The organism is Rhizobium sp. B21/90, assembly GCF_019355815.1.
Taxonomy (GTDB): domain Bacteria; phylum Pseudomonadota; class Alphaproteobacteria; order Rhizobiales; family Rhizobiaceae; genus Rhizobium; species Rhizobium rhododendri.
Map to the genome: position 1 here is coordinate 971,471 of NZ_CP072162.1, position 22,228 is coordinate 993,698.

Annotated in this window: 19 protein-coding genes; 10 read left to right on the forward strand and 9 right to left on the reverse strand. The window is 60.5% G+C overall.

Annotated features, from left to right (window positions below):
* Position 1: 1 nt before the first annotated feature.
* Complete coding sequence (locus J5278_RS04695; RefSeq protein WP_209184969.1) at positions 2-991, reverse strand: sugar-binding transcriptional regulator; 990 nt, start codon at positions 989-991, stop codon at positions 2-4.
* Between the two features lie 463 nt (positions 992-1,454).
* On the opposite strand from J5278_RS04695, the gene tal reads away from it, so the two are divergent.
* Entirely contained in the window at positions 1,455-2,414 is a 960-nt protein-coding gene (tal, locus tag J5278_RS04700) for a transaldolase (RefSeq protein ID WP_219258318.1), read from the forward strand.
* A gap of 72 nt (positions 2,415-2,486) precedes the next feature.
* Here tal and J5278_RS04705 read toward each other — a convergent pair whose 3' ends face one another.
* Positions 2,487-3,323 carry an amidohydrolase gene (locus J5278_RS04705; protein ID WP_209184968.1) on the reverse strand — a complete coding sequence of 279 codons (837 nt, stop codon included), beginning with the start codon at positions 3,321-3,323 and terminating at the stop codon, positions 2,487-2,489.
* A 62-nt stretch (positions 3,324-3,385) separates the two neighbouring features.
* The gene (locus tag J5278_RS04710) at positions 3,386-4,174 is read right to left on the reverse strand and encodes an IclR family transcriptional regulator (RefSeq protein WP_209184967.1); all 789 of its coding nucleotides are present in this window, start codon (positions 4,172-4,174) and stop codon (positions 3,386-3,388) included.
* A 284-nt stretch (positions 4,175-4,458) separates the two neighbouring features.
* On the opposite strand from J5278_RS04710, the gene J5278_RS04715 reads away from it, so the two are divergent.
* From J5278_RS04715 to J5278_RS04725, 3 genes are all read left to right on the forward strand, one after another.
* The gene (locus tag J5278_RS04715) at positions 4,459-5,190 is read left to right on the forward strand and encodes an SDR family oxidoreductase (protein ID WP_209184966.1); all 732 of its coding nucleotides are present in this window, start codon (positions 4,459-4,461) and stop codon (positions 5,188-5,190) included.
* 137 nt (positions 5,191-5,327) lie between these two features.
* A complete protein-coding gene (locus J5278_RS04720; RefSeq protein ID WP_209184965.1) occupies positions 5,328-6,008 on the forward strand; it encodes a DUF1345 domain-containing protein in 681 nt (226 codons plus the stop codon).
* Positions 6,009-6,187: 179 nt separating this feature from the next.
* Positions 6,188-7,369 (forward strand): GAF domain-containing sensor histidine kinase, encoded by a 1,182-nt coding sequence (locus J5278_RS04725; RefSeq protein ID WP_209184964.1) that lies wholly within the window; start codon positions 6,188-6,190, stop codon positions 7,367-7,369.
* Positions 7,370-7,418: 49 nt separating this feature from the next.
* Here the strand turns inward: J5278_RS04725 and J5278_RS04730 are convergent, their stop codons facing one another.
* The gene (locus tag J5278_RS04730) at positions 7,419-7,592 is read right to left on the reverse strand and encodes a DUF1328 domain-containing protein (RefSeq protein ID WP_111218870.1); all 174 of its coding nucleotides are present in this window, start codon (positions 7,590-7,592) and stop codon (positions 7,419-7,421) included.
* 114 nt (positions 7,593-7,706) lie between these two features.
* Entirely contained in the window at positions 7,707-9,134 is a 1,428-nt protein-coding gene (locus J5278_RS04735) for a gamma-aminobutyraldehyde dehydrogenase (RefSeq protein WP_209184963.1), read from the reverse strand.
* A gap of 507 nt (positions 9,135-9,641) precedes the next feature.
* Here J5278_RS04735 and J5278_RS04740 point away from each other — a divergent pair.
* On the forward strand, positions 9,642-10,475 hold the full coding sequence (locus tag J5278_RS04740) for a hypothetical protein (RefSeq protein ID WP_202617175.1): 834 nt from the start codon (positions 9,642-9,644) through the stop codon (positions 10,473-10,475).
* A gap of 48 nt (positions 10,476-10,523) precedes the next feature.
* Here J5278_RS04740 and lysS read toward each other — a convergent pair whose 3' ends face one another.
* From lysS to J5278_RS04760, 4 genes are all read right to left on the reverse strand, one after another.
* Entirely contained in the window at positions 10,524-12,020 is a 1,497-nt protein-coding gene (lysS, locus tag J5278_RS04745) for a lysine--tRNA ligase (RefSeq protein ID WP_209184962.1), read from the reverse strand.
* A 173-nt stretch (positions 12,021-12,193) separates the two neighbouring features.
* A complete protein-coding gene (gene gltX, locus J5278_RS04750) occupies positions 12,194-13,651 on the reverse strand; it encodes a glutamate--tRNA ligase (protein ID WP_209184961.1) in 1,458 nt (485 codons plus the stop codon).
* Positions 13,652-13,912: 261 nt separating this feature from the next.
* Entirely contained in the window at positions 13,913-14,659 is a 747-nt protein-coding gene (locus tag J5278_RS04755; RefSeq protein WP_219258319.1) for a TerC family protein, read from the reverse strand.
* A 95-nt stretch (positions 14,660-14,754) separates the two neighbouring features.
* On the reverse strand, positions 14,755-15,450 hold the full coding sequence (locus J5278_RS04760; RefSeq protein ID WP_142830413.1) for a TetR/AcrR family transcriptional regulator: 696 nt from the start codon (positions 15,448-15,450) through the stop codon (positions 14,755-14,757).
* Positions 15,451-15,581: 131 nt separating this feature from the next.
* Here J5278_RS04760 and J5278_RS04765 point away from each other — a divergent pair, with 131 nt between their 5' ends.
* The 5 genes from J5278_RS04765 to xylB all read left to right on the forward strand — a co-directional run bounded on the left by J5278_RS04765 (position 15,582) and on the right by xylB (position 22,170).
* Positions 15,582-16,802, forward strand: coding sequence for an HlyD family secretion protein (locus J5278_RS04765; RefSeq protein WP_209184959.1), 1,221 nt, complete (start codon positions 15,582-15,584; stop codon positions 16,800-16,802).
* A 16-nt stretch (positions 16,803-16,818) separates the two neighbouring features.
* Positions 16,819-18,417 (forward strand): DHA2 family efflux MFS transporter permease subunit, encoded by a 1,599-nt coding sequence (locus tag J5278_RS04770; RefSeq protein WP_209187580.1) that lies wholly within the window; start codon positions 16,819-16,821, stop codon positions 18,415-18,417.
* A gap of 132 nt (positions 18,418-18,549) precedes the next feature.
* On the forward strand, positions 18,550-19,557 hold the full coding sequence (locus J5278_RS04775) for an alpha/beta fold hydrolase (RefSeq protein WP_209184957.1): 1,008 nt from the start codon (positions 18,550-18,552) through the stop codon (positions 19,555-19,557).
* A 108-nt stretch (positions 19,558-19,665) separates the two neighbouring features.
* Positions 19,666-20,691, forward strand: a complete 1,026-nt coding sequence (locus J5278_RS04780) for a LacI family DNA-binding transcriptional regulator (protein WP_209184956.1) — start codon at positions 19,666-19,668, stop codon at positions 20,689-20,691.
* A gap of 24 nt (positions 20,692-20,715) precedes the next feature.
* The gene (gene xylB / locus J5278_RS04785) at positions 20,716-22,170 is read left to right on the forward strand and encodes a xylulokinase (RefSeq protein WP_209184955.1); all 1,455 of its coding nucleotides are present in this window, start codon (positions 20,716-20,718) and stop codon (positions 22,168-22,170) included.
* Positions 22,171-22,228 lie beyond the last annotated feature (58 nt).

Consider the following 22,228-nt stretch of genomic DNA (forward strand, 5'->3'; position numbering starts at 1 on the left):
GTCAGGCGGCAACCGGCTCCATGCGGCCGAGCAGCTCTCGCGCTGCACTTTCGTCGGTGATGAGCGTGTTGCAGCCGATACGCCTGATCGTGGCATGGATGGCCGTCGCCCGGTGCGCGCCGCCGCAGGCGAGAACGATGTGCTTTGCTTTCTTCAGGGTATCGAGATCGACGGACATCACCCGGCTGTTAATGGTGTGGTCGACGGAGTTTCCGTCGGCATCGAGGAAATTGAACATGGTGTCGCAGACGCAGCCGGCAGCGATGAGCTCATCGAGTTCGGCCGTGGATATGAAGCCTTCCGAGAGCGATGTGGAGTGCGGGCCGATATCGCCGCAGCTGACGATGGCCAGATCTAGGTTTTCCGCCAGCCGGTAGATAGCTTCGAGGCCGCATTTTTCGATCAAGTTTCTCTTCGTCTCGATCGAGTCGACCAGCAGCGGTGCTAGAAACATGTAGCATTCGGCGCCGAGCTGGCTTGCCAGTCGCCACGTATAGTCGATCGGATTGGTCTGCTGGACGGCAACGATGCCGCCGAGCAGCGAGACCACCTTGCAATTGTCGCGGCGTGGTGGGCGGAAACTGCCGAGCGATGCCGTCATCGTCCGGCCCCAGCCGACACCGATGGTATAATCGTCGGGGATGGCTTCGGTCAGGAACTGTCCGAGCGCCAGGCCGACGCACTTTGCCTGGGCATCGACGCCGCCGCCTGCGGGCGTCGGCACGACAATCGCTTCGTCCAGCCCGAAAGCACGTTCCAGCTTGATGGACAGCTCGACGCAATCGTCGATGCCGTCGTTGATCCAGATCTGCACCTCGCTGCGCCGTCGCGCCTCGTCGAGCAGGCGGATGACGGTGGTGCGGCTGATGCCGAGCTGCTCGGCTACGTCCTTCTGCGTCAGGCTCTGGTTGTAGTACAGCCAGGCAGCCCTCAGGCGCAGCGATGCCGTTTCCGAATAGGCGATGTGGGTTCCACGTCTGAGCTTGGCCATATGTCCTCCGGCAACAAGGCCGCCGAGAATTTGCCGCCACGATGACATTGGCGGACGTCGCGTGCATGTTGTTCGCCGCTACCCCGGCTTTTCAGGGTTGATATTGGGCGGCGTGAGACTTATGTCAATTGAAATGCACAAATGTCCTTGACTTTTCATTGGTGGAGCGGTGATATCCACCTTGGAAAACCGAGTCTCTTGTCCAGCGAGGAGGGCAATCTGCGGGCAGCTGTTATGATTGCGTGCTGGAGCGGCGATGCCGGGAACATAGTTCCGCGCTTGCACCGCATGGCTCCCCCGGCATATCCTAAAGCCCGCGCCATACACCTGCGGAACCCTTGCGTCCGCCGGAACATCGTCACTGCCCTCTCGTTTACTTGCGTCCGGGAGGGCCTGCCAACCTTACCGTTCGCCACGCAAGACGGCGCCGGCCCTCAGTTCGAAATCAACAAGGATATTCATCATGACTTCCAAGCTTGACCAACTTCGCGAAATGACGACCGTCGTCGCCGATACTGGCAACATCGAGGCCGTCGCGCGCCTGAAGCCAGTGGATTGCACGACAAACCCATCGATCGTCCTGAAGGCACTCGGCACGCCGATGTTTGCCGACGATATCAAGGAAGCCGTTGCCTGGGGCAAGAAGCAGTCGGGTTCTTCCGAGGCCGTTGCAGAAGCTGTTGCCGACCGCTTGGCGGTTTCCGTCGGCGCCGCGCTGTCGAAGCTGGTACCCGGCCGCGTTTCTACCGAAGTCAACGCCGACCTTTCGTTCGACACCAAGGCCTCGATCGAGAAGGCGCATGCCATCGTTGCCGGCTATAAGGAACGCGGTATCGAGAAGGATCGTATCCTGATCAAGCTGGCGTCCACATGGGAAGGCATCCGGGCTGCCGAAGTCCTGCAGAAGGAAGGCATCGACTGCAATCTGACGCTGCTGTTCAGCATGGCCCAGGCTGCTGCCTGCGCCGATGCGAAGGTGTTCCTGATCTCGCCGTTCGTCGGCCGTATTCTCGACTGGTACAAGAAGTCGACCGGCAAGGACTACACCTCGGAAGAAGATCCAGGCGTCATCTCGGTTCGTGAAATCTACAACTACTACAAGGCCAACGACATCAACACGATCGTCATGGGCGCTTCGTTCCGCAGCGCCGAGGAAGTGGCGGCACTTGCCGGCTGCGACCGCCTGACGATCAGCCCGAACCTGCTCGACGAACTCGCAAAGGACGAAGGCAAGCTCGAGCGCAAGCTCTCGCCGGATGTCAAGAAGGCAACGCCGAAGCTAAACGTCGATGAAAAGACTTTCCGCTGGATGATGAACGAAGACGCCATGGCCACTGAAAAGCTTGCCGAAGGCATTCGCCAGTTCGGCAAGGATCTGGTGACACTGCGTGAAATGGTCTCCAAGGAACTGAAGGCCGCTTAAGCGTCACGACTGAACTATGATCTCGAAGGCCTGGTCGCAGCACGCAGCCAGGCCTGTTTCTTTGCGGTCGGTTCACAGGTTCCAGAGCCGTTGGGCATTCTGCCGATAGAGCCGTGCCCGCTCGCTTTCGCTGCAGCCGGCGATGAGGGCGTGGGTTGCAGCCACCCAGGTCGATAGCCCGCCGCCGAGGGTGCAGACTGGCCAGTCGCTTCCCCAGATGACACGATCCCATCCGAAGCTTGCGATCGAGTGCTCGATGAATGGCCTCAAAGTCTCCACCGTCCAGCTTTGTGGATCGGCGTAGGCAACGACGCCGGAAATCTTCACGCTGACATTCTGACGGCGTGCGATTTCCCGAATGCCGTTTTGCCAGACCTCGCTCGGGCCGTCCTTAATGGCCGGAACTCCACAATGATCGAGGATGAAGCGGACCTCGGTGTTGAGGTCGATGAGGGCGATCGCATGCTCGATCTGATGCGGCAGGACGCAGAGGTCGAAGGTCAGCCTAGTCCCCGCCATGAGGCTGAGGTTTTCGCGAAAGAGCGGGAGGGTGGACAGTTCGTCGGGGACGACATGCAGGACGCGGCGCAGGCCTTTGACGAAAGGATCTGCGAGCACGCGCTCGAGGTAGCCCGGAAAGTCCGCATCCTCCGGGCGGCAAGCTGCAATCGCGCCGCGGATGAGACTGTCCGACCGAGCGCCGAGCTCGCGCACATACTCTGTTTCCGGCTCAATGTCGGATGGATCGACGTCGACCTCCATGTGCAGGACGCCGGTGATGCCGCACCGTTTTGCTTCGAGGGCATAATCGTCGTAGAGACTGTCACGGTTGAGCGCGCCTGAGCCGGCGAGCCAGGGGTAGTTCAGCCTTGTCCGGTCGACGATATGAAGATGGCTATCGAACAGCATGGTTTCCTCCGGATATGCCGTCAGGCTTTTCACGGAAGAATAGGGTATTCATATAAGAGTTATCAACCTGCGTCGTCCACCATTCCGGCAACCGTCTCGGAAATCTCCGCTGCTGCGGCGCGTACAAACGCTTTGACTTGGTCGAAGCTGGGTGCCTTGTCGCTTACCGGCTGGATATAGGGACAGGTAAGAGCGGCCAGCGCGTTACCATCTCGCGCCAATATGGGCGCGGAAATGTTGCGGACGCCTGTCGTCTGCAGGCTGTCCATGGTCTCGAAGCCGCGCTCCCTGATGACCTGCAGCCGCCCGATGAGATCGCCGGGCATGGCGACATCATCGTCGCGGCGCTGCTGCTCGTCGATCATCATCTGTCGCTGCTTTTCGTCGCGGAAAGCGAGCAGCACATGGCCGGAACCGGTGTTGAACAAGCTGATCTGGGCGCCGACCCGGATCGAGATCCCCCAATAGGTCGGCGAATCCTGCTGGGCGATAATGGCGACGGAACCGCGATCAAAGACCGCCAGATGGCAGGCCTGTTCGGCGCGGTTGGCAAATTCGCGCATCAGCGGCGTCGAGAACGACACAAGCCGGCGCACGGGCGCATGAAAATGTGCCAGCCCGAACAGCTTCAGCGTCAGTAAAAAGCGGTCGCCTTCCTGTCGCTGGACATAGCCGCGCCGCACGAGCCGGTCGAGCATCCGGTAGAATTCGTTGGGGCTCTTGCCGAGATGCTTGGCGATCTCCGCCTGTGTCAGGCCGCCGTCGATGCGCGCCAGAAGCTCCAGAATATCGAGACCCTTGTCGAGCGCCGGGGCTCTGTACCGGTCACCTTCCTCGTCAGCGCTGGCCATCTCGTCCCTGTCACTACAATTTTGACTGAAAACTTTCATATATGAATGGAGGACGTTTGCAAGCGATGCGCTGCTACCTTGACGCTGGACAATGTGGCGTTTACAGATAAATCAAGCATGCATATGTGGATATTATCGCTGTTGAGCGGGCGTGTGAATGTCTCTGGACGCTGTCGCGTCAGCGGGCATAGAGTTCGAACTGGCTGGCTCAAGTCGTTCATTGTGTAAACGATCCCGGCTTGATGCCAGGCGTTCCGGCAGATCTTAGGACAGGGAAATTCGATATGGGACACGGACTGGAAGGCAAGACCGTCGTGATCACAGCGGCGGCGCAGGGCATCGGCCGCGCATCGGCCGAACGCTTCCTCGGGCTTGGCGCCCGGGTCATTGCGACCGATATCAACGAGGCGGCGCTGGCGAGCCTCGAGGGAGCCGAAACCCACGTCCTCAATGTGCTCGACAGCGATCGCGTCAAGGAATTTGCCAGCAAGATCGGCACCATCGACGTGCTGTTCAATTGTGCCGGCTTCGTACACGCGGGCAGCATCCTCGACTGCGAGGAGAAAGACTGGGACTTCTCCTTCAACCTCAATGCCAAGGCCATGTACACAACATGCCGTACATTCTTGCCGGGCATGCTGGAGAAGGGCAAGGGTGTCATCGTCAACATGGCATCGGTCGCCTCAAGCGTTAAGGGCGTGCCGAACCGCTTTGCCTACTGTGCCTCCAAAGCTGCCGTGATCGGCCTGACCAAGTCTATTGCCGCCGATTTCGTGGCCAAGGGCATTCGTGCCAACGCCATTTGCCCCGGCACGGTAGATAGCCCGTCGCTTCACGAGCGCCTTCGGGCCACCGGCGACTACGACAAGGCCATGACCGATTTCATTGCCCGCCAACCGATGGGGCGCATCGCCACGCCGGAAGAGATTGCTGCCTTGGTGACATATCTCGCCGGGGATGAATCGGGCTTCACGACGGGCCAGGCGCTGGTTGTGGACGGCGGCTGGACCGGCTGACAGTAGGCGGCCGATCTAGACCCTGAAGTTGCAGATTACAGCACATGTTTGCCGGTGCGGTGGCTTGAGCCGGATGGCTTGTCAGATTGCCCCGCCACTGTATATCAGGACGATGTGACCAGGAACGGAGCGCCGGCATGCAGCAGAGTGTGAAGCGAAGGGCGGCGCGATCGCCCGTCGTGATGCTGGTGCGCAAGCATCTGAACGTCGTACTCGCTGTCCTGACCAGCCTGGTCGTCTTTGCGCTGACGACGTCCCGGCAGTTCAATGCCAGCAACTTTCTGGCAAGCTGGAACTGGGGTGCTGTCGTCTATATCGCCTTCACCTGGTATCGCATGCTGCGCTCCAACGTCAGCCGCATCCGGCAGCGATCGGCCGACTGCGACTTTTCCGACGTGTTGGTGCTTTGCCTGTCGATCGCAGCCGCAGTGGCGAGCATCGGGGGTATCGGCATCGAACTCAGCGGCGTCAAGAATGCCTCGCCTGAGCAGGCTCTGGAGAATGCCGGGACGGCGTTTTTGACGATCCTGATTTCCTGGATCTTCCTGCACACGCTGTTCACCACCCACTATGCCCACCGTTTCTATGCAGACAGCAGCGGCAAGCCGCCGATCCGCTTTCCCGACGATATCAAGGAGCCCAATTATTGGGATTTCCTGTATTTCACCTTCACGATCGGCGTTGCATCGCAGACTGCCGATGTCGCTATTGCCACGACATCGATGCGCAAGACTGCGCTGCTGCATTCCGTATTGTCGTTCCTGTTCAATACCACGATATTGGCTTTAGCGATCAATGTCGGTGCCAGCCTCATCTAGGCTTGTTTTGGCAGCGACTTCAGCAATGCAACGCTAGACTTGCCTGACCCTGTACCGGCAAACAATTTGTCGGGCTTGACTACTATCCAAGGGCCAATGTTCTGTGTAGGTCAAATTTGGTTTGTCTTCCCGCAGCGTAAGGGGAGGCGCCTTGTTCAAGCGTGGCGAGTGAGCGTGGAATGTCAGACGAGCTATCGACCTCCTCAGTCCGGGCCATCTCGCGGATCGATGCCGTTCCCACCATTCTCGAAGTTGTCTGCAAGACCACCGGCATGGGATTTGCGGCAGTCGCCAGGGTCACAGAAGATCGCTGGATTGCCTGCGGGGTGCGGGACGACATTGCCTTTGGCCTGGAGCCGGGCGGCGAATTGAAGGTCGAGACAACGATCTGCCACGACATCCGTGAGAACCGCCAGCCGGTGGTTATCGACGACGTTGCCAGAGACCCGATGTTTTCCACGCACCATACGCCGCAGATGTACGGGCTGCAGAGCTATATCTCGATGCCGATCATCCTGCCCGACGGCACGTTTTTTGGGACGCTCTGCGCTATCGACCGGGTGCCGAGAACACTGAGCACGCAATCGACGGTCAGCATGTTCCGGCTGTTCGCCGACCTGATCGCGCTGCATCTCGATGCCAACCAGCGCCTTCTCGACAGCGAGGACAGGCTGCGGACAGAGCAGGAAAATACGGCACTTCGAGAGGAATTCATCGCTGTCCTCGGGCACGATCTTCGTAACCCGCTGGCCTCAATCGAAGCCGGTGCGAAAATCCTGCAGCGCTCGCCTCTCGATGACAAGTCGCGTTCGATCCTGAAACTGATGCAGGCGAGTGTCAGCCGCATGTCCGGACTGATCGACGACGTACTGGACTTTGCACGCGGACGTCTCGGCAGCGGTCTGCTGGTGGACAACATGCACGTGGTGCCAGTGCGGCCGATGATCGAGCAGGTCATAAGCGAGCTTGCGTCCACTCATCCCGACCGGATTATCCGGGCGGACATAAGTGACGTCAGCGTCCGCTGCGATCCGGCGCGCATAGGCCAGCTGTTGTCGAACCTGCTTGCGAATGCTTTGACGCACGGGTCGGAGGATGGGGAAATTTTCGTGGGCGCGCGTGTCGAGGGTGGCCGGTTCGAGCTTACCGTCGCGAACCCCGGAGATCCCATACCGGGCGAAATCGCCGAGCACTTGTTTAAGCCCTTTGTGCGGGCTTCGGCAAATTCCAGCCACCAGGGGCTGGGTCTCGGGCTCTATATTGCATCCGAGATAGCGCGCGCTCATTGCGGTGAGTTGACCGTTGCCTCTTCCGCGGAAGAAACGCGGTTCACGCTGACCTTCGACGCTTGCCTGCCTTGAAGGTCGGATGCTCCGCCCGACCAATTGGGGGCGGAGCAAAGTCAGGTCGTTAGACTATTGCGTTGCCGGCCATGATGGCCAGAACGACAAAGATCAGGAACACGATCAGGGCGATGCCGAACAGCACGCGTGCAATGGTTGCGGTCGCTGCTGACACGCCGGAGAAACCGAAGAAGCCGGCAATAACCGAAACAACGAAGAATATAAGAGCCCATTTCAGCATGAAAAATTTCCTCTGCGCCAATTGTCGCAGGGATACGCGCCAGCGAAAGAAAAGTTCCAACTGTCGCTGAATTCAACCGGCGCACCCGAGGTGGAGTGCGCCGAGATCGCCGCTTCATCCGTGGTTTATCATCACATGGCGGACCGTGGTGTAGTCTTCCAGCGCGTAGATCGACATGTCCTTGCCATAGCCCGATTGTTTCATTCCGCCATGCGGCATCTCGTTTGTCAGCATGAAGTGGGTGTTGATCCAGGTGCAGCCGTATTGCAGGCGTGCCGCCGTCTGCATTCCGCGACCGATGTCCTTTGTCCAGACGGATGAAGCGAGGCCATAGTCGCTGTCGTTAGCCCAGGCGACCGCGTCGTCGACCTCGCTGAAGCGGGTGACGGAGACAACAGGCCCGAATACCTCGCGGCGGACGATCTCGTCCGCCTGCGTCGCGCCGGCTATAACGGTTGGCGTGTAGAAGAAGCCCCTGTCGCCCGATACCTTGCCCCCGGTTGTGATCTCGATGTGCTTATGTTCCGCGGCACGGTCGACAAAGCTTTCCACCCTGTCGCGCTGGCGTTTCGAGATCAGGGGTCCGATCTCGTTCTCGGTGTCGTCGGCAAGGTTGAACTTGATGGAGGAAACGGCCGAGGTCAGGTCGGCAACGAACCTATCGTATATTTTGGCGTCGGCGTAGATGCGGCAGGCCGCAGTGCAGTCCTGGCCGGCGTTGTAGTAGCCGAAGGTCCGAATGCCCGACACCACTGCCTCGATGTCGGCATCGTCGAAGATGATGACTGGCGCCTTGCCGCCGAGTTCGAGATGGGTCCGCTTGACCGTCTTGGCGGCCGCTTCCAAAACCTTCTTGCCGGTGCCGATGTCGCCGGTGATCGACACCATGCCGATCTTCGGATGGTTGATCAGCGCGCTGCCGACCGTCTCCCCGCGTCCAACGATGACGTTGACCGCGCCCTCGGGCAAAATCTCGGCGAACAGCTTCGCCATCTTCAGGGCGGACAACGGTGTCTGTTCAGATGGCTTGAACACAACCGTGTTGCCGCCGGCCAGCGCCGGTGCCAGCTTCCATGCCATCATCATCAGGGGATAGTTCCAGGGCGCGATGGAGCCGACGATACCGACCGGGTCGCGGCGGATCATCGAGGTGTGCCCGGGCAGATATTCACCCGCCACAGGTCCGTGCAGGTTGCGCACGGCACCGGCAAAGAATCGGTAGCAATCGACGATCGCCGGTATTTCGTCATTGAGGACTGCGTTGATCGGTTTGCCGCAATTCAGCGCCTCGAGTGCTGCAAAGCCCTCGGCATCCCTCTCTATCGCGTCAGCGATCCGCAGCAGGTAAGCCGAACGCTGGGCCGGCGTGGTCTGCGACCATGTCCTGAAGGCGGCTTCTGCAGCATCGACGGCTTTGTCGACCTGACTGAGCGAGGCTTCGGGGAGGTCGAGCACGGTCTCGCCGGTCTTCGGGTTGAGAACGTGTTCTTCATTTTCCGTGCCGGCCTCGAAGCGTGACCCGATCAGCATTGCAGTGTCCATGACGTTCTCCCTTTTCATTGGTTGCCGCCGTCGGCGATCTGGCCGTCGCCTGGGGTCAAGAATATTAGGATGCCACATTCGACAGCAAAGTGACCAGCACCGCGTTATCCGTCGGGACCTGCGCGGTTGAGAACAGCGCCGGTATGATGATGTCGGTCGGCCTGATCGCGGTACAACGAGCGATGGAGGGCGCAGCGTCACCTATCAACGAATGCAAGCGAGCTATCGACGCATCATAAGGTTGTAAATCGCCTCAAAATGAAGCAGCCTCAGGTGGATGCGTCTATCCGGCACAAACTTGAAGCTATTGGTTTCGTTTCTGAAATTCCGGCGACTGTTTTATCGAAATGTGGCTGTATGGAGGGGCGTTTTACGCTCTCCTTAAGTATTCTGAAACGTCATATCTCTAGCTTTGCGAGTGTCTATCGCGGTGTTGGAGTGCTTTATGGTGGAGCAGTTGGCTTGAAGGCCTTACTGCGCATTTTCCGGCGACCCCGGAAGCTGGTTATGATTGTCGGCGGAGTGGCCTTGTTGATGGGCTCCTCCGGCGCATTCGCACTCTATATCGGTCGCGACAGACTGCTTGGCCCCTCCGCTACATCCGTCAACGGCATGCAGTGCACCGACCTCAATCTCGTGACGATCCGCAAGAATCACCGTGTCTGGCTGCGCAAGTACATCACCTCCGATGCGACTGACGGTCTGACGCGCGTCAAGACAGCATTGCGCGTGGCAAAGGCCGTCTATGATGCGCAGAAGCCGGACCTGGTTCAGGTCGTGGTGCTCGACAAGAAGGGACCGACACTGCAGTCCGACATTCACGGCCGCGCCCTTGGCGCCACGGTGGTCTATATTCCCCACCCTGAGAAGATTGCCGATGGCTCGGTCGAGGTGCCGATAACAGCGCGCTACTACAATGGCGGGGCCAGCGACGAAGGCCTGTTCTTCGGAGACCGGGTCGATATGACGAGCACGGATATCGACGGCGTGATGGCCTCCCTGAAAGACCACAGCGACTGTACCGACCCGGTCACCACGGGAGCTGCCAAGGTGCCAGAAGGCGGCAAGCATCCGAAGACCCCGCCGACAGCCGAGGGCGCTGCGAAGAGCGAGAGCAGCGAGAAAAAATCACCGGAGGCTGTTGCACCGCCAGCCGAGCATCCGCCTGCAGCAGCCGACGTCAAGCCGGAGCATGGCAGTACCGGCAGTTTCATAGGTGTGAAGGTCGAGCCGAAGATCATACCCACGTCGCTGCAGGTAAACGCTGCCTTGCCCGCAACGAGCGAAGCCGTTGCGGCCACCCTGCCGGCCGATCCGCAGGTGACAGGCACAAGCCGATAGACTGTTGGCGCAGGGGTCGCCCCCCCTGCGCTTCGACATATGCGTTATCTAGTCAGCCTTGGCGCGGCGAGCCGGGAAGAGGATGATGTCGCGGATCGACGGGGCGTTGGTCAAAAGCATGATCAGGCGGTCGACGCCGATGCCGAGGCCACCGGCCGGAGGCATGCCCTGGTCGATTGCGTCCAGGAACTCGTCGTCCAGTTGTTTGTCCTTTTCGCCGCGGGCATGGGCCTGCTCGAGCTGCTCGACCATGCGCTTGCGCTGCTCTTCCGGATCGTTGAGTTCCGAGAAGGCGTTGCCGAGTTCCCAGGCGTTGCAATAGGTCTCGAAACGCTCGACAAGGCGCGGCTCGCCCGGCACTTCCTTGGCGAAGGGCGAGATGTCCTTCGGGAAATGGGTGACGTGGCTTGGCTGTATCAGCGTGCCCTCGACCTTCTCCTCGAAGATGAAAGCCAGGCACTCGCCCCAGGTCCAGTCCTTCTCGACGGCGAAGCCGGCAGCCTTGGCGGCGCTGCGGGCTTCCTCGTCGGTCTTCATGGCGAGGAAGTCGATGCCAGTCGCTTCCTTGACGGCGTCCGGCATGGGCACGCGCTTGAACGGGCCCTTGAAGGAGATCTGCTTGTCGCCGAAGGCAAACTCGGTCGTCCCGTGGATGGACAGGGCGAGTGTCTCGAACAGCCGCTCGACGAGGTCCATGATGTCCTCGTAGTCGGCATAGGCCCAATAGCACTCCATCATCGTGAATTCCGGATTGTGCCGGGTAGAGACGCCTTCGTTGCGGAAGTTGCGATTAATCTCGAAGACCTTGTCGGTCAGGCCTGAAACCAGCGTGCGCTTCAGGAACAGTTCCGGCGCGATGCGCAGGTACATGTCGAGCTTCAGCGTGTTGTGGTGGGTCTTGAAGGGCTCGGCCGTGGCGCCGCCATAGACCGAATGCAGCATCGGCGTCTCGACTTCCATGAAGCCGTCATTTTCCATGAAGCGGCGGATGCCGGAGACGATCTTCGAGCGCTGCTGGAAGCGCAGCTTGGAGTCCTCGTTGGTCATGATGTCGAGATGGCGCTTGCGATAGCGGGTCTCGATGTCGGACAGGCCATGCCACTTTTCCGGCATCGGCAGCAGCGACTTGGTCAGCATGGTGATCTCGCGGGCCGAGATCGTCAGCTCGCCGCGCTTGGTACGGCGCACGACGCCGGTCACGCCGATGATATCGCCGATATCGATCATCGGCAGCAGGGCGCGCGCCTCTTCCGGCGTGGTGTCCTTGTGGCTGAAAATCTGGATCTTGCCGCCGGCGTCATGGATGTCCATGAACATGCCGGAATTGCGGGAGGAGTAGACGCGACCGGCGACCGTGACCGTGTCGGTCGTTTCGACGTCGATCTCCAGGTCCTTGTACTTCTCCGCCAGCTCGGTGTTCGTCATGGTCCGGTGGAAATGGGCCGGATAGACATCGCCTACCTGTTCGCGCAGCAGCTTCAGCTTCTGGGCGCGCACTTCGGTCGCATCGGAGGACAGGGCAGTTTCGGTCTTGTTGTCGGACATTGTTTGACCTCTTTGGCGGCATTGCCGCAGATAGATAGAACTGTGACCGCAGCGCCCCCTCACCCTACCCTCTCCCCGAGGGGAGAGGGGACTGGAAGGCGTGCCCCGAGGCAAGTCCCTTCTCCCCTCGGGGAGAAGGTGGCCCGAAGGGCCGGATGAGGGACCTGCCGCCTCTATTTCCCGCTGCCGGCCATCGTCGCCACCACAGTGGCTGCGAGCTTCAGGCGCTGGCGCACGACGGAGCGGCCGAGGATCGACATGCTGTCGAACAGCGGCAGCGAGCGTGACGAGCCGGACATGGCAACGAAGAGCGGCGCCAGGATGACCTTCAGCTTCTTGCCCATGCGATCGGCGATGGCGCGCAGCTCGGCCTCGATGGACTCGACGTTCCATTCGAGGATCTTTTCGAGATCCGGCTGCACCGTGTTGAAGATTTCCAGCAGCTCTTCAGGCGTCGATTTGATCTTGGCGAAGGCCAATGCATCAAGGTGCAGATCCGATTTCAACAGGAAGCCCATCAGGTCCGGCAGCTCGCCGAGCTTGGTGATGCGCGACTGCGACAGCTTCAGGCCGTCCTGCAGGCGGTTGTTTTCCATCGCCCAGGTGAGCACGCGCCGGCCGAATTCCTCTTCCGACATTTTCTCGCGCAGCCAGCGGCCGTTCAGCCAGTCCAGCTTCTGGATGTCGAAGATCGCGCCGGCCTTGGACAGGTTCTCAGGATCGAAGTTGGCAGCCAGTTGTTCGATATCGAGCAGTTCCTCGCCTTCGCCGATCTGCATAAAGAACAGGCCGAGAAAGTTCATCAACGCTTCCGGGATATAGCCGAGCGCCGTGTAGTAGGAAATCGAGGTGGGGTTCTTGCGCTTCGACAGCTTCGACTTGTCGGCATTCCTCATCAGGGAGAGATGCATGAATACCGGCTGGTCCCACTCGAAATAGCGGTAGAGCAGTATGTGTTTCGGCACGGACGCCAACCATTCCTCGCCGCGGGCGACGTGGGTGATCTTCATCAGATGGTCGTCGATGACGTTTGCCATATGATAGGTCGGCATGTTGTCGGCCTTCATCAGCACCTGCATGTCGACACTGTCCCACGGAATGCTGACATCGCCATAGACGCCGTCGTGGAAGTCGCAGGAGCCTTCCGTCGGGATTTTCATCCGCACCACGGAGGCTTCGCCTGATGCAACGCGCGAGGTTACTTCCTCGGCGGACAGGTTAAGGCAGTGACCGTCATATTTCGGCGGCTTGCCGGCTGCGCGCTGGGCTTCGCGCATCGCCGTCAGGCGCTCCGGCGTGCAGAAGCAGCGGAATGCGTGGCCCTTGCGCAAAAGCTCCTCGGCGTAGGGCTGGTACATGTCCTTGCGGTCGCTCTGGCGGTAAGGCCCATAGGGTCCGCCGACGTCAGGGCCTTCCGACCATTCCAGCCCGCACCACTTCAACGCATCCAGAACCTTCGTCTCGAATTCCGGCGTCGAACGGGTAGCGTCGGTATCCTCGATGCGCAGGATGAACTCGCCGCCGTGTTTCTTGGCAAAGAGATAGTTGAACAGCGCAATGTAGGCCGTGCCGACATGGGGCTCGCCGGTCGGGGAGGGTGCGATGCGGACGCGGACGCCTGAAGTGGTCATGATGTCTATCCGTAATGACGTGCGGGAGATCCAGACGGGGCACTGGCCGGCGCCAAGGATCGGAGTTTCGGAAACAGCCTCAAAACAGCGCCAAAAACACTGCCAGGCCAGCCATTTTCCGTCTGGCTGGCCTTAGGACATATTCAACCGTCGAGGTCAAGAAAAACCGCCGATTCACGGTGCGCCAGGGCGGCATGCTGGCCTGCCGGATCGGCAGTCTTTCGAGCGCCGATCCGGCCTATTGCGGGAAGGTCCGTAGGCTCAGTGCCGGGTCTTGGATTTTCCCCTGCGGTTGCGCACCATCATGTTGAGAATCTCCACCAGGGCAGAAAATGCCATCGCGGTGTAGATGTAGCCCTTCGGCACATGGAAGCCCATGCCGTCGGCGATCAGCGTGGTGCCGATCATCAGCAGGAAGGCGAGCGCCAGCATGACGATCGAGGGGTTCTTCTCGATGAAGTTGGCAAGCGGCGCTGCAGCCAGCAGCATGACCAGGACGACGGTGATGACGGCCACGAACATGATCGGAATATGCGGCGTCATGCCGACGGCGGTGATGATGCTGTCCACGGAGAAGACAAGGTCGAGCAGAAGGATCTGGCCGATGGCAGCGGCAAAGCCCGTCGTGGTCGACTTGGCGATGAAATCGCCGTTCTGATCGACGGGATCAACGCTGTGATGGATTTCCTTCGTGGCCTTCCACAGGAGGAACAGGCCACCGGCAATCAGGATGATGTCCTTCCAAGAAAAGCCATGGCCCATGATGTCGAAGACCGGCTCCGTCAGGCGCACGATCCAGGCGACCGTGCCCAGCAGCGCAAGGCGCATGATTAAAGCCAGGCCGATACCGATCTTGCGGGCCTTGTCGCGGTTTTCAGGTGGCAGCTTGTTGGTGAGGATCGAGATGAAGATCAGGTTGTCGATGCCGAGAACCACCTCCATCACTACGAGTGTGACGAGCGCCACCCAGGCGCTTGGATCCTGTAGCAATGGCATCAGTGTCTGCATCGATCGTGTTCCCCACATTGACTAACCGGCGAAAAATACCCGGGCTAATGTAGGAACTGGAAGTTCGAGCGCAAGCGCCGCGAGGGCGCCTTGGTTTACGAAGGCTTTGAAGACTTTCCATAGGCGGCGAGGAAGGTTTTCACCGCGCCATTGATCACACGCTCGATTTCCGCTTGTTCAGGGGGCTCATCCATGCTTCCGAACAGGCGAAGTTTGAAGAAAGTGCCGCTGGAAAGATCGAGAAACTGCCCGGCCGCGAGGTCGAGATCGTCTATCTCCAGCTTGCCATCCGCCATGTGCCGCAGCAGAAAGTCCTGCAGGACAGTGCGCAGATTTTCTGGTCCCTTGAAGAACCGCTTGCAGAGGACAGGCATTCTTTCGCGGACACCCAGCACCGTGCGCATCGCTGTGATGACCTTTTCGTCGGTCATATGCCGCACGAACGTGACGCCGAAGTCGTAGAGGCCCCCTTCGAGATCGTCATGCTCCGCCAGAGCCATGCGCATCGTGGCGATGAATGTAGCACGCTGCCGCTCGATGATTGCGGTGAACAGCTCTTCCTTGTTGGCAAAATAAACGTAGAGCGTGCCCTTTGAAACGCCAGCTTCGCGCGTTACATCGTTCATGCTCGAGGCGTCGAAGCCAAGCCGCATAAAGACGCGATGGGCGCCATCCAGGATCTGCTCGCGCTTCGTCGGATCTTCGCCAGCCGCCCAGCGACCGCCTGCCGAAGAAGAGTTATCCTCAGGCGCCAAATTGTTTTTGACCGTTATATTGTCAGACACTGTCATTCAACGAAGATTCTTTAACCAAATCGAACCGATTGGTTCGGTATGACTTGATATGATGTGTTAAACGCTCTATGTCAACTGAACCGAACCGTTCGGTTCGACAAATTCCGTAAAAATCTGGTGCTCTCTACATGTCGTCCATTCAAAAGAACAATGTTGCACGCATTGTAAGCGAACCCGCAGACGCCAATTCTGCCCAGTCTGACTCGGCTATGCAAGCGGAGCCGGCAGCGGCCGAAGCTCGCAGCAACCCTGCGCCAGCTGAGCCCTCGGCTACAACGACAGTCGATCCGCCAAAAGCCGGCAAAAAGCGCCGCAGCTTCGTTCTGCCGACCATCGTCGTGATCGCGCTGATCGGCGGCGGCTGGTACGGGTATAACTGGTGGACGACCGGACGTTTCATGGTGTCGACCGACGATGCCTATATCGGCGGTGACATGGCGGTCATCTCGCCCAAGGTTGCCGGCTATGTGGCCAAGGTCGACGTGGTTGCCAACCAGCAGGTCAAGGCTGGCGACGTATTGCTGACACTGGACGACGGCGATTACCAGAACGCACTCGACCAGGCTCAGGCGCAGGTTGATACAGAGAAACTTGCATTGCAGACCATCGACGCGCAAATCGTAGGGGCACAGGCCTCGCTTGCCCAGGCGCAGGCCCAGAAGGTGGCACTGCAGGCAACGGTGCGTGGCGCGCAGATCACCCAGAGCCGCGCGACCCAGCTGGAATCGAAGTCTGCTGGCACCGCCGCCAACGTCGATTCCGCCAATATCGCGCTCGACCAGGCCAACGCCAACCTCGTCGCCGGCGACGCCAATATTGCCTCGGCACAGGCGAATATTGCCTTGCTGCAGGCGCAGCGCAGGCAGGCTGAAGGGACGGTCCGGACACTCGAAATCTCGCGGGACAAGGCCGCCCGCGACCTGAGCTTCACGGTCCTCAAGGCACCCTATGATGGTATCGTGGGTAACCGCTCGGTCCAGGAAGGCGATTACGTGTCCTCGACAACGCGCCTTATGTCCATCGTCCCGACCCGCAAGCTCTACATCGACGCCAACTTCAAGGAGACCCAACTCCAGCACGTCGTTCCGGGCTCCAAGGTCGAGGTGCATGTGGATGCCTACAGCGACGAGCCGATTGTCGGTACCGTCGAGTCTATCGCGCCGGCATCCGGCTCGGTCTTCTCGCTGCTGCCGCCGGAAAATGCGACGGGCAACTTTACCAAGGTGATCCAGCGCGTGCCGGTCCGCATCGCCCTGCCGCAGGAAGCACTCGACAGCGGTCGCCTGCGTGCCGGCCTCAGCGTCGTCGTCGACGTCGATACGCGCACTGCGCCGCAGTCGAACAAGTAACGCTCGGAGAGCATCCATGGCTGCCGCAACACCCACTGCAGGACCGGCTGCCGGTTCTGCCGCTCCCGATTCGGAGCGCGTAGATCCGCGCCGGATGATCGCATTCATCGCGATGGTGCTCGGCATGTTCATGTCGATCCTCGACATCCAGGTGGTGTCGGCATCGCTCGCTGAAATCCAGGCCGGCCTCAGTGCAGGTTCCGATGAAATCGCCTGGGTGCAGACTGCCTACCTGATAGCCGAAGTCATCATGATCCCGCTGTCGGGCACGCTGGCCCGGATCATCTCCACCCGTTATCTCTTCGCCATCTGCGCTGCTGGCTTTACTGCATCCAGCGCTCTCTGCGCCACTGCGACCAATATCGACCAGATGATCGTTTATCGGGCGATGCAGGGCTTTATCGGCGGGGGCATGATCCCGTCCGTGTTTGCTGCCGCCTTCACCATCTTTCCGCCATCGAAGCGCAATGTCATATCGCCGATCATCGGCTTGATCGCCACGTTGGCGCCGACCATCGGACCGACGGTCGGCGGCTATCTCAGCGATGCCTTCTCCTGGCACTGGCTGTTTCTGATCAATATCGGCCCCGGTATTCTCGTGACGCTCGTCACATGGAACTTCATCGACTTCGACAAGCCTGAGCTGTCGCTGATGAAGAAGTTCGACTGGTGGGGCTTGTTGGGCATGGCCGTGTTTCTCGGTGCACTGGAATATGTGCTCGAGGAAGGCAACACCAACGACTGGTTCAACGACGGCTATATCGTCATCGCCGCCATCGCTTCGGCGATAGGCGGGGTGATCTTCTTTTTCCGGGCCTTTACAGCCTCCTTTCCGATTGTCGATCTGAAGGCTTTCGCCAACAAGAACTTCTCCTTCGGCTCGGTATTTTCCTTTGTCATGGGCATCGGGCTATATGGCCTGACCTACGTCTATCCGCTCTATCTCGGTCGCATACGCGGCTACGATTCGCTGATGATCGGCGAGACCATGTTTGTCTCCGGCCTCGCGATGTTCTGTACGGCGCCGGTCGCCGGCATGCTGTCGAGCAAGCTCGATCCGCGGATTATCATGGCGGCCGGGTTTATTTTCTTTGCGGCCGGCACATGGATCATGACGTCGATTACCACTGACTGGGATTTCTGGGAGTTGCTTATCCCGCAAATCCTGCGCGGTGTAGGCCTGATGCTGTGCATGGTGCCGATCAACAATATCGCGCTGGGGACGATGGCTCCGGAGCGCATGCGCGGCGCTTCGGGCCTGTTCAACCTGACGAGAAATCTGGGCGGTGCCGTTGGCCTTGCGATCATAAATACGGTGCTGACCACCCGGCAGGACCTGCACTACATGCGCCTGCGCGAAAATATCAACTGGGGTAATCCGGTTGCCGTCGACCAGCTGAACAGCATGGCCGCGAACTACAATGCTCACGGGATGGACGGTTCGAATGTCGCCGTACGCACGATGGTCAACCTGACGACCCAGCAGGCGATGGTGATGTCGTTCAGCGACGTGTTCATGATCCTGACGGTGCTGTTCACGCTGATGCTGATCGGCGTTGCGATGATCAGCAAGCCTAAGCCGCCACCCAAGGGTGCGCCGGCCGGCGGCCACTAGCAACTTCGACCGAAACCTTTTCGCCGCCACGACGTATCTGTCTGGCGGCGTTTTCGTGCCCGCCGGTGAACCGGCGCGCCGTCGGCGACGTATCGAAATTCTCATCGTTCCTCCATGCCGGACCCCGTCTCGATGTTCAAAACGACTTTCTGCACCGTCAGGCGTGCACTCGTGCTCCTGGCACTGTTCGCTTTCGGAGCCTCCTGCGCGACCTCGGCGACTGCAGATTCCGTGCCGGAGGAGTTGATCGATGTCGGTGGCTACAGGATGAACAGCGTCTACTTGCGCGCCAGTCATCCCGACCTGCCGCCGGTCGTCTTCGTCCATGGTGCCAGCGCCAACCTGTTCGACCCGATGCTGTCGTTTCGTGGCAAGCTGGAGGGCCGGGCGGATCTGCTGTTCGTCGATCGCCCCGGCTACGGACGCTCGGACCGTGGCGGCGCGGAAAACGCCTATCCTGATGGTCAGGCGGATGCGATAGCCGCTGTCATGGATAAGCGCGGGATAAGGAAGGCGATCATCGTCGGCCATTCCTTCGGTGGTGCCGTTGTTGCCAGCTTTGCGCTGCGTCACCCCGACAAGGTCATCGGTTTGGTCTTCCTTTCGCCCGCCGTCTATCCCTGGCCGGGCGGTATCGCCTGGTACTATCGTGCGGCATCGACGCCCGTGACGGGCTGGCTGTTTTCGACCTTCATCGCACCGCCTGCCGGCGTGGTGATGATCGACAGTGCCGTGAAGGGCGTTTTTGCGCCGAACGTCGCGCCTGCGGACTATGTGGCGAAAACCCACGCGCTGATGGCGATCCGTCCCGGTTCTTTTCACAACAACGCCGTCGATGTTGCCAATCTCAAGAACTGGACCGCCAAGACATCGCCGCGCTACCCCGAGATAGAAAAGCCCACCATCATCATAACGGGCGATACCGACAGTGTCGTCTCGCCCACAATCCACGCAGGACAACTGGCAAAAGCCATACGCGGCGCCCGACTGATCTCGATCCACAATATGGGTCACAAATCCGACTACGTGGCGAGCGACGTCGCGGTGGGTGCTATCGAGACCCTCGGCGGCGAGAAGCGCGATCTCTCGGCTATCGCCCGGCGGGTCGAGGCGGGGATCGCCAACGACCGCGAAAAATAACGTCTGAGCCCGGTCTTTCGGCGGCAAGCTTGCGTCGAAAGCCTTCGCCTTGAAAAATCTGATTTACGTACGTCAGATTTGGCGCTAAGTGTCTTCGAAGGAGGAGACATGAGGCCAACCGTTCACGATATCGCCGCTGCAGCGGGCGTCAGCCTTGCGACCGTGGACCGGGTGCTGAACCAGCGTGCCGGCGTGCGCAGCGTGACCCGGCAGCGGGTCGAAGCGGTCATCAACGATATCGGCTACGTGCGCGACATGGCGGCCGCCAATCTGGCCAAGGGCCGTCTCTACCCGCTCGTCTTCATCCTTCCGGCCAGCGATAATTCCTTCATGCACAGCTTGCACGCCGAGGCGCGGCAGGCAATTTCACGCGCCGGATCGGAGCGGTGCTCTATCCGCATCATCGAGGTCAAGGCTTTCGACCCCGCAGCGTTGGTGGCGGCGCTGGACAGCCTTGCCGGCGCCGATATTGCCGGCGTGGCGCTCGTTGCCGTCGATGCGCCCGAAGTCCGGGATGCCGTTGAAAGGCTGGTACAAGCGAAAATTCCCGTGGTGACGCTGGTTTCCGATCTGACCGGTTCCGCACGTCATCATTACGCCGGCATCGACAACATCGCAGCGGGGCGGACGGCGGCGCGCTTGCTCGGCCGGTTTCTCGGCGGACGGAAGGGGGAAGTCCTCGTGCTCGCAGGTTCCCTGCTGGTGCGGGACCATCGCGAACGGCTCGAGGGCTTTTCGGCGATGATGGAGCAGGAGTTTTCCACGCTGACGCTGCTGCCGGTACTGGAGGGGCTCGACGATCCGGAGACGGTGAACGGGCTTGTCACGAAAGCACTGGCGGACAATCCATACGTGATCGGCATCTATAGTATTGGCGCCGGCAACCGCGGCCTGATCAGAGCCTTGCGGGCGCGGGCTGCAGGCAAGGCTCTGACAGTCGTTGCGCACGAGTTGACCGATTACACCCGCGAGGCCCTGCAGGATGGGCTGATCGACGTGGTGCTTAACCAGGATGCAGGCCATGAGGTTCGCAGCGCTGTCCGAGTGCTCAAGGCGAAGGCCGACGGGCTGGCTGTCATCGCGGCCCAGGAGCGCATCCGGCTCGACATTTTCTTGAAAGACAATCTGCCCTGAGGGGCGGCAACAGGAGTAAACCACATGTATCTCGGTCTCGATCTCGGCACTTCCGGCGTCAAAGCCATGCTGATCGACGGCGATCAGAAGATCGTCGGCTCCGCCAATGGCGCGCTTGACGTTTCGCGGCCGCATCCCGGCTGGTCAGAGCAGGATCCGGCGCATTGGGTGCGTGCCACGGAGGAGGCGATTGCGGGCCTCAAGGCTTCTCATCCGAACGAGCTTTCTGCGGTGCGCGGTATCGGCCTTTCCGGTCAGATGCATGGCGCGACGCTGCTGGACGCTGCCGACAAGGTGCTGCGCCCCTGCATCCTCTGGAACGACACGCGCAGCCATGTCGAGGCGGCCGCGCTCGACGCCGATCCGCGTTTTCGCGCACTGACAGGTAACATCGTCTTCCCGGGCTTCACCGCGCCGAAGCTCGCCTGGGTCGCACGGCACGAGCCGGAGATTTTCGCCAAGGTCGCGCATGTGCTGCTGCCGAAGGACTATCTGCGGCTTTGGCTGACCGGCGAGCACATGTCCGAAATGTCGGATTCGGCCGGCACGTCTTGGCTGGACACCGGCAAGCGCAAATGGTCGTCAGAGCTGCTTGATGCCACCGGCCTGACTGAGGCGCAGATGCCAACCCTGGTCGAGGGCACGGAGGTTGCCGGCATCCTGCGCGGTGAACTTGCCGCCAAGTGGGGCATGGGCGACAAGGTCGTTCTGGCGGGCGGCGCCGGCGACAATGCGGCTTCGGCCTGCGGCATGGGCACGGTCAGCGATGGCGCGGCCTTTGTGTCGCTCGGAACGTCCGGCGTGCTGTTTGCCGCCAACGGCTCCTATCTGCCGAAGCCGGAGAGCGCCGTGCATGCCTTCTGCCATGCGCTTCCCAACACCTGGCACCAAATGGGCGTCATCCTGTCGGCCACCGATGCGCTCAACTGGCATTCCGAGATCACCGGTAAGTCGCCGGCTGACCTCACCGGCGAACTCGGCGATACGCTGAAGGCGCCGTCGGGCGTAACATTTCTCCCGTATCTTTCCGGCGAGCGCACGCCGCATAACGATGCCGCGATCCGTGGCGCCTTCATCGGCCTTGGCCACGAGAGCAGCCGCGTCGTGCTGACCCAGGCCGTGCTCGAAGGGGTGTCCTTTGCCATTCGTGACAGCCTCGAGGCGTTGCGTTCTGCCGGCACCCAGATCTCCCGCGTCACCGCTATCGGCGGCGGCTCGCGCTCGCGCTACTGGCTCGCATCGATCGCTACGGCGCTCGGAGTACCCGTCGACCTGCCGGCCGATGGCGATTTCGGAGCTGCTTTCGGCGCCGCCCGGCTGGGACTGATCGCTGCCACCGGCGCTGATCCCGTCGCCGTCTGCACGCCGCCGGCGACGGCCGGGACGATCGAGCCCGTATCCGCCTTCGCCGGTGCCTACGAGGAGGCTTACGAGCGTTACCGGGCGCTCTATCCGGCGATCAAGTCGCTGGCGCATTAGCAACAAAACCCCCTCACCCTACCCTCTCCCCGAGGGGAGAGGGGGAAACTGCGGAGGC

What these genes read in the sequence shown, in the direction of transcription:
- J5278_RS04755 (WP_219258319.1), bottom strand. Translation starts at nt 14,659, where the DNA reads ATGCAGACACTGATGCCATTGCTACAGGATCCAAGCGCCTGGGTGGCG.
- J5278_RS04730 (WP_111218870.1), bottom strand. Translation starts at nt 7,592, where the DNA reads ATGCTGAAATGGGCTCTTATATTCTTCGTTGTTTCGGTTATTGCCGGC.
- J5278_RS04705 (WP_209184968.1), bottom strand. Translation starts at nt 3,323, where the DNA reads ATGCTGTTCGATAGCCATCTTCATATCGTCGACCGGACAAGGCTGAAC.
- J5278_RS04715 (WP_209184966.1), top strand. Translation starts at nt 4,459, where the DNA reads ATGGGACACGGACTGGAAGGCAAGACCGTCGTGATCACAGCGGCGGCG.
- J5278_RS04735 (WP_209184963.1), bottom strand. Translation starts at nt 9,134, where the DNA reads ATGGACACTGCAATGCTGATCGGGTCACGCTTCGAGGCCGGCACGGAA.
- lysS (WP_209184962.1), bottom strand. Translation starts at nt 12,020, where the DNA reads ATGTCCGACAACAAGACCGAAACTGCCCTGTCCTCCGATGCGACCGAA.
- J5278_RS04770 (WP_209187580.1), top strand. Translation starts at nt 16,819, where the DNA reads ATGGCTGCCGCAACACCCACTGCAGGACCGGCTGCCGGTTCTGCCGCT.
- J5278_RS04780 (WP_209184956.1), top strand. Translation starts at nt 19,666, where the DNA reads ATGAGGCCAACCGTTCACGATATCGCCGCTGCAGCGGGCGTCAGCCTT.
- J5278_RS04765 (WP_209184959.1), top strand. Translation starts at nt 15,582, where the DNA reads ATGTCGTCCATTCAAAAGAACAATGTTGCACGCATTGTAAGCGAACCC.
- J5278_RS04775 (WP_209184957.1), top strand. Translation starts at nt 18,550, where the DNA reads ATGTTCAAAACGACTTTCTGCACCGTCAGGCGTGCACTCGTGCTCCTG.
- J5278_RS04710 (WP_209184967.1), bottom strand. Translation starts at nt 4,174, where the DNA reads ATGGCCAGCGCTGACGAGGAAGGTGACCGGTACAGAGCCCCGGCGCTC.
- J5278_RS04695 (WP_209184969.1), bottom strand. Translation starts at nt 991, where the DNA reads ATGGCCAAGCTCAGACGTGGAACCCACATCGCCTATTCGGAAACGGCA.
- gltX (WP_209184961.1), bottom strand. Translation starts at nt 13,651, where the DNA reads ATGACCACTTCAGGCGTCCGCGTCCGCATCGCACCCTCCCCGACCGGC.
- xylB (WP_209184955.1), top strand. Translation starts at nt 20,716, where the DNA reads ATGTATCTCGGTCTCGATCTCGGCACTTCCGGCGTCAAAGCCATGCTG.
- J5278_RS04720 (WP_209184965.1), top strand. Translation starts at nt 5,328, where the DNA reads ATGCAGCAGAGTGTGAAGCGAAGGGCGGCGCGATCGCCCGTCGTGATG.
- J5278_RS04760 (WP_142830413.1), bottom strand. Translation starts at nt 15,450, where the DNA reads ATGACAGTGTCTGACAATATAACGGTCAAAAACAATTTGGCGCCTGAG.
- tal (WP_219258318.1), top strand. Translation starts at nt 1,455, where the DNA reads ATGACTTCCAAGCTTGACCAACTTCGCGAAATGACGACCGTCGTCGCC.
- J5278_RS04740 (WP_202617175.1), top strand. Translation starts at nt 9,642, where the DNA reads ATGATTGTCGGCGGAGTGGCCTTGTTGATGGGCTCCTCCGGCGCATTC.
- J5278_RS04725 (WP_209184964.1), top strand. Translation starts at nt 6,188, where the DNA reads ATGTCAGACGAGCTATCGACCTCCTCAGTCCGGGCCATCTCGCGGATC.